This window comes from Leuconostoc sp. S50 (assembly GCF_016624925.1).
GTDB classification, from domain to species: domain Bacteria; phylum Bacillota; class Bacilli; order Lactobacillales; family Lactobacillaceae; genus Leuconostoc; species Leuconostoc pseudomesenteroides.
In genome coordinates this window covers 97,292-110,773 of record NZ_JACVUE010000002.1, presented here as the reverse complement: position 1 = coordinate 110,773, position 13,482 = coordinate 97,292, and the positions used below count along the sequence as shown (strand labels likewise).

Annotated in this window: 11 protein-coding genes; 10 read left to right on the top strand and 1 reads right to left on the bottom strand. The window is 35.3% G+C overall.

The features are described 5' to 3' along the window. From msrA to gap, 5 genes are read left to right on the top strand one after another with little or no spacing between them, the layout of a single operon-like run. Complete coding sequence (gene msrA / locus IAE53_RS03080; protein WP_200135941.1) at nt 1-525, top strand: peptide-methionine (S)-S-oxide reductase MsrA; 525 nt, start codon at nt 1-3, stop codon at nt 523-525. A gap of 12 nt (nt 526-537) precedes the next feature. Next, a complete protein-coding gene (gene msrB, locus IAE53_RS03075) occupies nt 538-981 on the top strand; it encodes a peptide-methionine (R)-S-oxide reductase MsrB (RefSeq protein WP_200135940.1) in 444 nt (147 codons plus the stop codon). 21 nt (nt 982-1,002) lie between these two features. After that, on the top strand, nt 1,003-1,311 hold the full coding sequence (trxA, locus tag IAE53_RS03070) for a thioredoxin (RefSeq protein WP_010294079.1): 309 nt from the start codon (nt 1,003-1,005) through the stop codon (nt 1,309-1,311). Between the two features lie 40 nt (nt 1,312-1,351). Continuing rightward, entirely contained in the window at nt 1,352-2,719 is a 1,368-nt protein-coding gene (locus tag IAE53_RS03065; RefSeq protein WP_200135939.1) for an FAD-dependent oxidoreductase, read from the top strand. 48 nt (nt 2,720-2,767) lie between these two features. Then, nucleotides 2,768-3,778 carry a type I glyceraldehyde-3-phosphate dehydrogenase gene (gene gap / locus IAE53_RS03060; protein WP_200135938.1) on the top strand — a complete coding sequence of 337 codons (1,011 nt, stop codon included), beginning with the start codon at nt 2,768-2,770 and terminating at the stop codon, nt 3,776-3,778. 68 nt (nt 3,779-3,846) lie between these two features. On the opposite strand, the gene IAE53_RS03055 is transcribed toward gap, so the two are convergent. After that, a complete protein-coding gene (locus IAE53_RS03055) occupies nt 3,847-4,962 on the bottom strand; it encodes a helix-turn-helix domain-containing protein (protein WP_200135937.1) in 1,116 nt (371 codons plus the stop codon). Between the two features lie 497 nt (nt 4,963-5,459). Here IAE53_RS03055 and IAE53_RS03050 point away from each other — a divergent pair, with 497 nt between their 5' ends. From IAE53_RS03050 to IAE53_RS03030, 5 genes are all read left to right on the top strand, one after another. Beyond that, entirely contained in the window at nt 5,460-8,162 is a 2,703-nt protein-coding gene (locus IAE53_RS03050; protein WP_200135936.1) for a SpaA isopeptide-forming pilin-related protein, read from the top strand. Continuing rightward, nucleotides 8,159-9,250: a prealbumin-like fold domain-containing protein gene (locus IAE53_RS03045; protein WP_200135935.1), complete on the top strand. Its 1,092-nt coding sequence runs from the start codon at nt 8,159-8,161 to the stop codon at nt 9,248-9,250. Before IAE53_RS03050 ends, IAE53_RS03045 begins: the two co-directional genes overlap by 4 nt. Continuing rightward, the gene (locus IAE53_RS03040) at nt 9,247-10,773 is read left to right on the top strand and encodes a SpaH/EbpB family LPXTG-anchored major pilin (protein WP_200135934.1); all 1,527 of its coding nucleotides are present in this window, start codon (nt 9,247-9,249) and stop codon (nt 10,771-10,773) included. Before IAE53_RS03045 ends, IAE53_RS03040 begins: the two co-directional genes overlap by 4 nt. A gap of 145 nt (nt 10,774-10,918) precedes the next feature. After that, nucleotides 10,919-12,088 carry a class C sortase gene (locus IAE53_RS03035; RefSeq protein ID WP_234456348.1) on the top strand — a complete coding sequence of 390 codons (1,170 nt, stop codon included), beginning with the start codon at nt 10,919-10,921 and terminating at the stop codon, nt 12,086-12,088. Next, nucleotides 12,081-13,226: a class C sortase gene (locus tag IAE53_RS03030; protein WP_200135932.1), complete on the top strand. Its 1,146-nt coding sequence runs from the start codon at nt 12,081-12,083 to the stop codon at nt 13,224-13,226. Before IAE53_RS03035 ends, IAE53_RS03030 begins: the two co-directional genes overlap by 8 nt. The last annotated feature ends 256 nt before the right edge of the window (nt 13,227-13,482 follow it).

Below are 13,482 nucleotides of genomic sequence, written 5' to 3'. Positions count from 1 at the left end.
ATGGCAATTCAAACAGCAATATTTGCGGGTGGTTGTTTTTGGTGTATGGTGGAGCCATTTGAAAAAATGGATGGCATTCAAAAAGTCAGATCAGGTTATACTGGTGGCTCAGTTGCCAATCCAACCTATGAGGAAGTATCCAGTCATCTAACTGGTCATGTTGAAGCAGTAAAAGTGTGGTTTGACGATAGCAAAATTTCGTATAAGCAACTACTGAACATCTATTGGATGATTTCAGACCCTACTGACAATCAGGGACAATTTGCAGATCGAGGCAATACCTACAAGCCAGTTATATTTACTAATTCTCAAGAACAAAGAAGAGAAGCACAGGAATCAAAAGAAGAACTTCAGAAATCAAATCGATTTGACCAACCTGTTGTCACTGTAATTGAGGATGCTGAACCATTTTATGATGCAGAACCAGAGCATCAAGATTTTTACAAGAAAAATCCAATGCGAGAAGCAATCATGATGCGACCGCGTCATGCGTTTCAACATCGCTATTGGAATGATAAATTGTGAAGGGAGTATGTGATGGACAAAGAACAATTAGAAAAACCAAAAGCAACTCTAACTAATGAAGAGCGGCAAGTGACACAGAATGGCACAACGGAAAGAGCATTTACTGGAAAGTACGATAATTTTTTTAAAGATGGTATTTATGTTGATGTCGTGAGTGGTGAGCCACTGTTCACATCACGAGACAAATACGACTCAGGCTGTGGTTGGCCGGCCTTTACTCACATTTTGGCACCTGAAAATGTTGTTGAACACAATGATAATTCATTTGGTATGAAACGGGTTGAGGTTAAGTCAAAATTAGCTGATTCGCATTTGGGTCATGTTTTTCCTGATGGTCCAAAGGATCAAGGCGGTTTGCGATATTGCATAAATTCTGCGGCACTTAGATTTATCCCAAAGGACCAAATGGTAGCACAGGGGTATGGCAATTACCTGAATAGTTTGTATGGTAATTAAATCAATTGGGGGAATTGGGAAATGGTAATAGAAATTAATGATCAAAACTTCAATGATGAAACAAGAACTGGTTTAGTGTTAACTGATTTTTGGGCAAGTTGGTGTGGTCCATGTAAGATGCAAAGTCCAGTAGTTGAAGAAATGTCTGAACGATTTAGTGACATTAAATTTACAAAACTAAATACTGAACATAATCAAAAAGTTGCGACGGAATTAGGCATTAAAGCGATTCCAACATTACTTATTAAAAAAGATGGCGTTGTGGTTGATCGCTTGACTGGCTTCCACAATAAAGAAATGTTGTCAGAAATTTTGGAGCAATACAGGTGATTAAAGCAAAAGTTGTTTTGTGATTTTTTGGGGGTTAAAAATGAAAGTCATTATTGTAGGGGCATCGCATGGTGGTCATGAGGCTGCCTTTGAATTATTAGATCGTTATAGTGATATAGATGTCACGGTTTATGAACAAAGCGATTTTATTTCGTTTATGTCATGTGGAATGCAACTCTTTCTTGAAGGGCAGACTACTAAACGAGATAATGTGCGTAACTTTACACCAACTGATTTGGAAATGCGTGGTGGTAAAGTACAGATGAATAGTCAAGTGATAAAGATCGATCCATCGGTGCATCAAATTACAGTCAAAAATTTAATAACGGAGGGTATTTCAACCGATAGTTATGACCGATTAATTTTATCGACCGGCGTTACACCAGCTCTAATTCCAATTAAAGGCGTGGACTTAGAAAATATTTACCTAATGCGTGGTCGTGATTGGGCGATTAAACTTAATGAGAAGTTGCATGATAAGACAGTCAAAAATGTTGTTATAGTTGGTGCCGGTTATATTGGTATTGAGGCGTCAGAAATATTTGCCAAGGCAGGCAAACAAGTCACCGTTGTTGATAAAATAACGCAACCACTAGGTAATTATTTAGATGAACCGCTGTCTAATGAAGTGAAAAATGAGCTCATCAACAGTGGTGTTTCGCTTCACCTTGGTCATGGTGTATCTGAATTTAGGGGAGATAGTGGCGTTACACAAGTTATCACTGATGATGGGCAACATTTTGCGGCAGACTTATGCATCATCGCGGCTGGTGTTCGTCCCAATACAGATTGGTTAGCAGGGACGGTTGATTTAGACAGTCGTGGCTGGATAGCAACTGATCCATTTTTACGGACCAGCCAACCAGATATTTTTGCTATTGGAGATGCAATATTGCCCGCATACGCTAGTGTTGGAAAACAAGCACCGATTGCATTAGCATCCACAGCAAGGCGTGAAGCACGTTACGTGGCAGAAAATATTTATCAAATGAGTCAACCTGAGCGCCCATTTTCAGGAGTTAATGGGACTTCTGCGTTACGAGTATTCGGATTAAAACTAGCTAATACTGGATTAAACGATTATAGCGCCAAAAATCTGTCAATTAAAACAGAAAGTAGCTTATATGTTGGATCTTTGTTACCCTCGTTTGTAAAATTAGACAATCCTAGAGTGATGATTAAATTAACATACAAACCAATCAACCATGTGATTCTCGGTGGCCAAATTCTGTCTCAGGCAAATGTGGTGGAAATTGTTAACACAATTGCGTTAGCGATTAAAGGTAAAATGACATTATCCGATTTAGCGGAGGCGGATTTTTTCTTCCAGCCTAGTTTTGATAAGCAATGGTCAATTTTAAATCTTGCAGCGCAACATGCGCTAGGTGAATACATGACCATTGCATAGTGAGCAATGTCATTAACAATAAAAATAATTATTAATAAAGGAGAAAATATGAGTGTAAAAGTTGGTATTAACGGTTTTGGACGTATTGGACGTTTGGCATTTCGGAGAATTCTATCATTAGCAGAATCTGCCGATGATATTGAAGTTGTAGCCATCAATGATTTGACAAGTCCAGCAATACTGGCATACTTACTAAAGCATGACTCAACTCACGGTAAACTTAAAGCCGAAGTGACAGCAGACGAAACTGGTATTATTGTGAACGGCAAACATTATAACGTTTACGCAGAGCAAGATGCCCGTCAAATTCCATGGGTGAAAAATGATGGTGTTGAGTATGTGTTGGAAGCTACTGGATTTTATACCTCAACTGAAAAAGCGACAGCACATTTAGAAGCGGGTGTCAAAAAAGTGTTGGTGACAGCTCCAGCTGGAAATATGCCAACTGTCGTTTATGGTGTTAACCAAAATATTTTAACCCCAGACGATAAAATTATATCAGCTGGATCATGCACCACCCAATCGCTAGCCCCCATGGCCTATGTTTTACAAAAAGAATTTGGTATTGAAGTTGGTACAATGACGACGATTCACGCATTCACTTCAACGCAAATGATATTAGATGGTCCTAAAGGAAGTAATCTGCGTTCTAACCGAACAGCATCAGCTAATACAATTCCTCATTCAACTGGTGCAGCTAAGGCGATTGGTTTGGTTATTCCTGAGTTGCAAGGCAAATTACAAGGACATGCGCAACGTGTGGCGGTCGTTGATGGTTCAGTGACAGAATTGGTTTCAATCTTGTCACGGCATGTAACGGCTGAAGAAATTAATAATACCATGAAAAAATATCAATCGGAATCATTTGGTTATGATGATGACGAAATTGTCTCTTCGGACATGATTGGTGATACACATGGTGGTGTCTTTGATCCGACTCAGACCGAAATTACAACAGCTGGTGACTTTCAATTAGTAAAAACGGTTACTTGGTATGATAACGAATACGGATTTACGTCGAATATGATTCGCACTTTACAGTACTTTGCCAGTTTATAATTCAAATTGCGAAATGTTTTAAACGAATTTAGTTTTCTCTAAATTCGTTTTTTTGTGCTTTATAATCTTTAGTCGTCAAGCAGTGATTTGCTAATAAAATGTTTTCTGAAATGATTTGGCGTCACACCTGTCACTTTTTTAAATGTTTTGACAAAATAGGTGGCTGTTGAGAACGATAGAAATTCAGCAATTTCTAGCAGCGACAGATTAGACGCAATCAATAATTCTTTGGCAGTTTCAATTTTGGTCTGTCTAACATACTGGGTGATTGTGACACCATATTCTTTTTTGAAAGCAGGATTTAGTGTTTTTTTCGAAGCATTCAAACCAGTAGCAATGTCATCTAGAGTAATATTTTCTCTGATATGTTGTTTAATATATTGTTTAATTCTTTGGTGCAAGGGTAGAAAATTATTAAATCGATAATCTTTAACAACGTTAAAATAGTGCCATGAAATTTCCCTAATGGTTTGAAAAAAATTTAAAAATTGAGGTGATAATTCCACTTCCTGCACTAAATCATATTGTAATTGGAAAGCTAATTTAGCTGGATAACCCCATTGTATAATTGCCCGATTTAAAATTGATATGTAAGAAATGAGGGTATTCTTTTCGCCTCGAATAATATTGTTGGCTGTTAAATGTTCAGCTACTAAGTTAAACTCTGCTAGACGGTCCAATGCTTTGATCAGCTGATTTTTTTTTGAATATACAATTGCTTTAATAATGTCAGTTTCTGTGTCAAAAAATAATTGTGAATCAAATGGTACAAAATGACGAGCCTTAACAGGTTTTTTGTTATCCATTTTTAAAATATAAATGTCTTCATTGGGCGCTTCCATAGTGTTGTACATTGTAAAAATGATTTGTGCAATTGTTTTTAAATTCTGTAATGAGTGTAAATGTATTAGTTCGTTGTTATCGGTGAAGCTTTTTTTGTATAAAAATGAGAAGCAGATTAATTTAGTTGGATTAATTTTACATACAACAACGTGTCCTAAATCATAATCAACTGACGTATACGAATGGGATAACACTAAATCTAGTTTATTCAATAAAAAATCATGAATATCATTATTGGAATCACGATTATTTTTGTATAAAAATTTTGTAGTATGCTGGACACTATCCAAAAAGATGACATCAGCATTTAATATTTTTGCTAGTTTTGCAATGTTATTCATCAACACTCCTAGTTTATTCATTTATAATGACCAGAAAATTGAAATTAAAAGATATGTATTCTTAAAAATTTCGTTCTTTAGATACTCGTGAAATATTGTATAAAAAAAATAATAAAAAAATAACCATATGCCGGTTTATGGATTTGAATTTGCTATAAAATACCTTTTTGTATCATGAAAATATAAAAAAAGTAATAGATAATAATTAATAGCCATGAAAAGAATTGTAGTACATTCTTTGTCCGATTCGAGAATGGGGGGAATTATAAAAAAAACTTATGCTACCCGTGGTAGTTAAAGTTTTTGTTGCATTTTAAAAATGTAAATATTTTTTAAATTATACACACATCACAAACATTAGAGTGAATTTTATAAAGATTACAATAGCAAAAGACAAACTCGAGCTACAGTTCATGGTGAGAAAGAATAAAATTTCTCAGATGTTGTGAATTAATTTTTATAAAAAAGAACAATTAATGTTCTTAGAGAGGAGAATTATGAAAAAAAATATTCACAAGAATCTGCGCAACAAAATTGTTCACTTCTTGGGAATTGCTTTATTGATGGGATCGATTATTACGAGTTCATTTTTGCAACCAATATTGACAGCTTTTGCAGCAAGCGACATAACACCGCAATACACTAGTAATAGTAGTGGTATTTCGCCAACTAACTCTTGGACTATTCCAGGACAAAATACTGTAATCAACCATCAAGGTGGGGATACTACTAATGGTTGGGACAAGAATAGCAGTTGGAATGGTGATTCATCTGATACATCAAAATCATATTTGAAATTTGGTAATGATACTAGTAACCCAGATTACCAAATTCGTAAGTATGCTAAAGAGACTGCAACACCTGGGTTATATGATGTTTATTTGAATGTTAAGGGAAATGAAGTTAAGAATATTAAACCCATTGATATTGTGCTAGTAGTTGATATGTCGGGATCAATGGAACCTAATAATAACTCAACTAAAAGTAATAGAGCACAGGCAACTAGGGACGGCGTTAAACAATTTTTACAGGCTATCAAAGATGCTGGAATTGCTCAGTATGTTAATGTTGGGCTAGTCGGATTTTCCAGTCCAGGAGGATATGTTACAGGCTCAAATGGGTATCTGGAAGTTGGGATGCAGAATCTTTCAACATCTGGTCAGATAGAGCAAATAAATAAAACTTTATCTCCAACTTTCTCAGGTGGAACATTTACACAATTGGGGATTCGTAGAGGTCAAAAAATGCTTGATGATGATAAAAATGATCACCAAAAAATGATGATTTTATTGACTGATGGCGTTCCAACTTTTTCTTATAAGGTTACTCAAGCAACCACAGTAAATGGTACAGACTATGCTACAAATTTTAGTGACACAAGTCTTGATAAACCAGGATTTACATCTCAGTTTTATAGTACAAATTCGCAGGGATACATTACAGGTAAATATTCCTACCAGGTTTCTGGTAAAACAATTCAAGATACTTGGCCAGCTACACTAGGTGAGTCACTTATATCTCAAAATAAAGGGACAGAGATTCATGCTTTAGGAATTCAAATTGGATCAGATACTGGTTATACACAAAGTACCACTAATCCGTATTTAACTGAAGCGGCTGTTAGAGCACGTATGAGTTTAATTGCTTCATCTGGACTTTACCAAGATGCCAACAGTGCTTCGGACGTTACTACCTACTTAAATAATCAGGCGAAAAATGTCCTAAGCCAATTCAACACCGTCAACCAAGGGACCATTTCAGATCCACTAGGTTCTCAATTTATATACGGTGATGATACACCGACAGTCAAAAGTGTTGGAAATAGTGTTGTTCAGAATTTACCAACTGTTACCAAATCAAATGGAAGTATCTCCGTTAGCAATATGAACCTCGGTAAAGACCAAGAAGTTCAAATTCACTATCAAGTTCATTTGAATACCGAGTCGGATAATTTCCAACCGGATTACTGGTATCAGATGAATGGTAAAACAACCTTCACACCGACAAAGGATAGTAATGCTGTCGAATTCGGGGTTCCTTCTGCTAAAGCACCTGGAACTGCGATAAAGGTTACCAAGCAATGGCAAGAGTTGGCTGATTTATCGAAGCGACCAGATAGTATTAACTTTAATGTAATACGAACAGTGAACAACCAATCAACTAATTGGCAAGCTTCTGGTATTTTGAGTCAGAGCGATAACTGGACAAAAACGTTTAAGCAATTGAATAAAAATAATCAATCTGTTTGGTTGCCAGCGTATGACAATAATGGCAATACGTTTAATTACCAAGTTTCTAGTGAAGCTACGGATGGTTATGTTTCAAGCATTAGTAACAAAACGAATGAGTCAACAATCACGAATACACAGTATGGTTTAATTATTGATAAGTATGCAAGTAATTCAACCAATAAACTCACTGGCGCTGAATTTATTGTCAAATCAGCAGATGGCAAGCAGTCCTACACATTAAAAGGTAATCAGTTACAGCAACTGACACCCGGGGATTATACTATTCAAGAAACTAAGAGTCCAACTGGGTATCAACTTGATTCTACGGTTTATCCAATAACATTATCGCAGGATGGTAAATGGTCAAGCAGTGGAAAAGGTATTAGTGCGACATCACCAAGCGCTAATGGTAATGGCTATAAAGATGGCTTTTCTATTGCGACTGATACATCAAACAATCTTGACAAGAATAATGTTGTTAGATTTGTCAAAAATGATGCTTTGAAGCAATTTAATCTGACAGTTAATAAGGTTGATAAAACTACTGGTAATGCGTTAAAAGGTGCTAAATTCTCATTAACTGACTCTGCTGGCAAAACATTATCTTATAAAGAAACCGATCCAACAGCGACGTTTACTTTTGAAAATCTTTCATCAGGAACATATACTTTGAAAGAAACAAAAGCGCCTGATGGCTACATTACTAGTCAAGACGTTACAGTAGTAATTTCTGATGATGGCAGCGTTAAGGTAACTAACAATAATGGTGATTGGAAATCAACTTTACAAAATGATGCAGGTAATAATCAGATTAGCCTAACGGTTAATAATACCAATAAAACTGTCTTTCCATCTACTGGTGGATCAGGTAATGAACTTTATTTGATTGTCGGAGGTATTTTTATATTAATCGCGGCACTTGCTGGTGGCTATTATGTTTTCAGAATTAAGCGAGGTTACCGGTCATGATTAAAAAAATGATGATTTCTATTGTAACAATTTTATCAGCTGTTCTGTTAAGTTTTAGTCTGTCACACAAAAATGTCGAGGCGGATCTATCTAGTTCGGTAACAATAAAGCTTAATCATCAATTAAGTGTTTATGGTTCAGATCCAATGGCTTATATGCCGGGTGCAAATGTCACTTTTAAATTATACGATTTAACCAATGATTATCAAAAACATCAAAATGATGAAAATTATTTTCAAACACTAAAATCACTTAATCAAGGTATTGAAAAATATATTAAACAAAACAATGTTCAATTGGTTGAGACTGAAAGAACTGATGAAAATGGACAAGCAATCTTTCATGCCGATAAAAGCATTGGTAAAGCCTATTTAATCGTTCAAGAGCAGGTGAAACATTTTGATAACAATGGGTTAGTTTATGAACAAATGACCGATCCAATTGCTTTTGTGCCAGCTGATCAAAAAGTGCATCAAGATATTTTAACAATTGATACTAAGTCTGCGATTGTTACAAGAGTGCCATATTTTTTCAAATATGGTCGAACATTAGATCAAAAAGAAACGCCATTAGCTGGGGTGAAATTTGTCTTTTATAGATTAAATAATAATCGAAGAGAATATCTTACAAATGACAATAATTGGCAAATTGTAACTAATCCGTTACACGATAGCGCAATTAAAAAAATAGTATCTGATGAAAATGGCTTAGTTGCTTTGAATGATACTAAATTAGTTGCTGGAGAATATTATTTTGAAGAGGTTGCAACATTAAAAAACTTTGAAATTTCAAAGTCAGCTCAGCAAATTAAAGTCAATATTCCCGCAGTTAACAGTATCAATGACGTTTTACCAATTACTGTTAACGGGCAACCATTATCAAAAATTTCAGCTGGTACTATGCCGGACTATCTTATGAAAAATGCGCGACCACGCATCTTGAATTATCAAAAAAAGCCGACTATACTGCCAGCTTTACCAGCAACGGGTGCGGCGATAGGTTCTATTTCTGTTATTGGTTTGGTGATGGTGATATTAGTTTTGTTTATGAAACAAAGAAATAGGAAGAAAAAGGGAGAATACAAATGAAGCGTAAAACATGGTCAACATTGGCTAATACAATTTTACTAGTGCTACCATTACTGCTTTCAGCAGTTTTAGGTGTTGCTAATGTATCAGCAGATTCAACTGACGCAGTTAATGTGACATTACACAAGCGTGTGTTTGATGAAGGCCAAGTACCGGCAAACAAGACCAACACAGGTGATATTGATAGCAGTTTTGGTGGCACACCACTAGCTGGTGTTACTTTCACAGCTTATGATGTTACAGATCATTATTTGGCGCTACGTAAAGGTGGGCAAACGGCTGAAGAAGCTACTCAAGCTGTTCAAAAAGATGCTGTTGATAAAGCACCAAGTTATGCAAATCAAGTGGGTCAAGATGTCACTAAGGGTGATGATGGCACAGTGACTTTCTCAAATTTAGCTTCTAAAGATGGTGATAAAGATAAAGTTTACTTATTTGTTGAAACGAATTCACCAACGGATATTACGCAAAAAGCTGATCCAATTGTATTGGCACTACCTATCTATAAGACAGGATCTGATTCAGAGATCAATACTAATATTCATGTTTATCCAAAAAACGAAAAATCAACTGCTATTACAAAAGATTTGAATGACAAGAGCAAGACTGCTTTAGAAGTTACGCTGCCTGATGGTACAAAGGTATACAATGCTACATTTGGTCAAACATTTGGTTATCAACTACAAATTGCTGTACCTTGGAACATTGCTGATAAATCAACATTTAACGTTGTCGATACACCTAATTTAGGTATCGAGGATGATGCGTCAACTGTTCAAGTTGCAGGACTAACAAAAGGCACTGATTATAAGGTTGAACCAAGTGCTGCTAATGACCAAAATGGTAAGGGCTTCAAAATTACCTTTGATACAAGTACTGCCGCTGTGAAAGCAGCTGCAGGAAAGAAATTAACTATTACTTATGATGCAACGCTAACTAACGCTGCAGTACCAGACAAGGCTTTAAACAACACGGCGACACTTAATATTGGTAATGGCACTGACGTTACTTCAACGCCAACTCAGGGACCAGAAATTTATACTGGTGGCATTAATTTTGTTAAGCAAGATAAGCAAAGTGGTAAAACACTTGCTAATGCAGAATTCCAGTTGGTTAAGTTGAATGCAAATGGTGATAAGGTTGCTTATGCAACACAAGCTTCTGATGGGTCATACAATTGGGCCGCAACAGCTGATGGTGCTACAACATATATTTCAGATTCGAAGGGTGCGATATCACTAAAAGGATTGGAATATTCAACTAAGTTGTCAGATGGCCAAAGTTACGCCTTGGTTGAAACAAAAGCACCAGAAGGCTATGCACTTTTGACAGCACCTGTTAAGTTCACAGTGACAAAGGGAAGCTTTGGTGCAAGTCAGTTGATTACAATCACGAACATCAAAAAAGGTATTTTGCCATCAACAGGTGGTTCAGGTATTTATTTGTTCTTAATAATTGGCGCATTGATGATGGGGGCTGCTTATCTTTGGAACAAACGTAATAAGAAAGAACAAAACATTTAATTCATCTCTAGAAAGTGCAAATCATGATAATGGTGCGCGCTTTTTTTATCAAAGTAGTATCAGATCAAGTGTGACATTCTTCTCAGAAATACCTTAATGGCGTTTAGTTTGGCAAATTATAAAGGGAAATAAGAACATGTCAAAGATGAATCATAATAGAACGAATATTTCATTGAAGTTGTTTATTGCCATTATGTTTATGATTGGCTTTATGATATTTATGTACCCTTTTTTTGCCAATGCTGTTAATAATTATGTTGCGCAAAGAGAGGTTAATTCAGTTAATCAGATTAATCAAAAAGCAAGTGATAAGAAGTTAAAAGAACTAATCGCAGCGAATAAGAAAAAGAATGAAGAAAATCAACAATTAGGAATTTCTCCAGTCAAAAATATTCTTGGTACATCTCTAAAAAATGTGCCAAAGGAAGATCAGTCTTATTATAGGCAACATGCCTTAGGTAGTATATTTATTCCCAAAATATCACTAAGTTTACCAATTTTTGATACAACAACTGAAAGTTTATTGCAACAAGGTATCACATTGTTGCCTGGCAGTTCATATCCTGTTGGCGGTAATAACACTCATACTGTGCTTTTAGGTCACAGTGGTTTGACTAGTCAATTGTTGTTTACCAATTTACATAAGCTAAAGATAGGTGATAAGTTTTTTTTCAAAGTGTACGGCAAGCGATTAGCTTATCAAGTAGTCAGTAAGAAAGTTGTACTGCCTTCGAATTTAAATGATGTTGGTATAAAAGCAAACGAAGATTTGGCAACTTTGGTGACGTGTACGCCATACATGATTAACACTCACCGACTGTTGATCACTGGTAAAAGGGTTCCCCTCAGCAAATCAGCATTTGACCACCAAGAAAAGCAAACCTCGCAATATCAAACCAAAAATCTGTTAGTCTTATTGGTACTACTTGTGACTGTTCTTGCGATTATTTGTTATATTTTGAAACGAGAAATAATTGAACTATTAGCTGCCAAACGCTCTTATTTATTGCGATTCTATATTTATCAAAATCATCTTCCAGCGCCGAATCTATCTTTTAGACTGATTCAAAAAAATGGAAAACCACTTTTCAATCAGCAGGGCGATATGTATCGAGCAACTAGTGATAAAAACGGCCAAGTTAACTTTGGCAAATTGTCCGGAGGACAGTATCAAATTTTAATTGAAAATTCTATGACAAATGAAAAACCATTTTGCGCTTATGTGAAAAAGTTGACTTACAAACGATTTTATTTAAAAAAGACAAAGCGAAGTCATTATCAAATAATACTAGAAAGTAATCAAAAAAATGACTAAGAAGAAGAGAACAAAGCAAAATTTTATTTTAAATCTTATTTTTTTAATCGGATTTTTGGTTGCGTTGTATCCATTTTATGTTGGTGCGCTTAATCATTTTATTGATGAACAACGTATTAAGACCCTACAATCTCAAACAAATAAAAATATTTGGTCTAAAGAAGCCAGTATGCGTAAGAAAAATGCAAAATTGCGTCAAAATGGTATCGTGGCAGGTAGTGATCCTTTTTCTGGGTCCACTTATAATGAACACGTTGACCTAAAAAAGCACTTAATCGGAAAAATTAGTATTTCAAAAATCGGATTAGATATACCTCTTTTTGATACTACCAACGAAGAAACACTCAATTATGGCGCAACAGTATTGCAAGGCACTTCTTTTCCGATTGGTGGGGAAGGGACGCATAGTGTTATTTCAGCTCATCGTGGATTAGCATCGCGGGTTTTATTCACAAACCTCAATAAAGTTAAAAAAAATGATATTTTTGTTTTAACAGTATTGCATAAAAAATTAGCCTATAAGGTTTTTAAAATTCAAATTGTTAAACCTGAGGATTATCAAGGATTAAAAATTGAACCAAACAAAGATTTAGTTACGCTTTTGACATGTACACCATATATGATTAATTCTCATCGACTGTTGGTGACCGGATATCGGGTACCCTACACAGCAGATATGACAAAGAAAATTGATACCGCCAATAAATGGCATACTCTGAAACAAGGCATAATTCTGATTGGTGTTGTGTTGTTGCTAATTGGTCAGTTCTTTTTACTCTATCGAAAAATTGTGATGATGAAATTATCAAAAAAGAAATTCAATTTTGCTTTTTACCGACTTAACAAAAATGGAGAGCCTATTGCTGATATAGGTTACCAATTATTCTCCAAAAATGGAAAAGTGACTCTGAAGAGAGATGGTGCGCCGTTAATTCGTTATTCTAATTTGGATGGTCAAGTCGTATTTGATAATTTACCGGGTAATATGTATGTTATGAAGGAGCTGGGCATACCTAATCAAACTAAAGTTAAGATAGGTGTTAAAAAAATAAGTGATAGACACATGTCATTTTATCCTAAAAAACAAGATCAATTCTATTTTAATTCCAAGAATGGCAAAAATTGGATTAAAATGTGAAAATAGAAGATATAATGCAAAAATAATTTTGAACACTGGCTGAGTAGACTAGATTTGGTAACAAACTGAATTTAGTCTACTCATTTTTGGTAGCTGATTATTTTACTGGAGTTTTAAGCCTGTCAGTTTAGAATTTAGAACAGTTGATGATTAAAACATGACTGTATGAGAGCGATTCACTATCTTAATGAAATTAAGCTTTAATAGGATGACAACATAATTGAGAGTTACAAAATGCTATTGATTAACTGTCCTA

Excerpts from the sequence above, each read along its gene's own strand:
- msrA (WP_200135941.1), top strand. The coding sequence starts at position 1 with ATGGCAATTCAAACAGCAATATTTGCGGGTGGTTGTTTTTGGTGTATG.
- msrB (WP_200135940.1), top strand. The coding sequence starts at position 538 with ATGGACAAAGAACAATTAGAAAAACCAAAAGCAACTCTAACTAATGAA.
- trxA (WP_010294079.1), top strand. The coding sequence starts at position 1,003 with ATGGTAATAGAAATTAATGATCAAAACTTCAATGATGAAACAAGAACT.
- IAE53_RS03065 (WP_200135939.1), top strand. The coding sequence starts at position 1,352 with ATGAAAGTCATTATTGTAGGGGCATCGCATGGTGGTCATGAGGCTGCC.
- gap (WP_200135938.1), top strand. The coding sequence starts at position 2,768 with ATGAGTGTAAAAGTTGGTATTAACGGTTTTGGACGTATTGGACGTTTG.
- IAE53_RS03055 (WP_200135937.1), bottom strand. The coding sequence starts at position 4,962 with ATGAATAACATTGCAAAACTAGCAAAAATATTAAATGCTGATGTCATC.
- IAE53_RS03050 (WP_200135936.1), top strand. The coding sequence starts at position 5,460 with ATGAAAAAAAATATTCACAAGAATCTGCGCAACAAAATTGTTCACTTC.
- IAE53_RS03045 (WP_200135935.1), top strand. The coding sequence starts at position 8,159 with ATGATTAAAAAAATGATGATTTCTATTGTAACAATTTTATCAGCTGTT.
- IAE53_RS03040 (WP_200135934.1), top strand. The coding sequence starts at position 9,247 with ATGAAGCGTAAAACATGGTCAACATTGGCTAATACAATTTTACTAGTG.
- IAE53_RS03035 (WP_234456348.1), top strand. The coding sequence starts at position 10,919 with ATGAATCATAATAGAACGAATATTTCATTGAAGTTGTTTATTGCCATT.
- IAE53_RS03030 (WP_200135932.1), top strand. The coding sequence starts at position 12,081 with ATGACTAAGAAGAAGAGAACAAAGCAAAATTTTATTTTAAATCTTATT.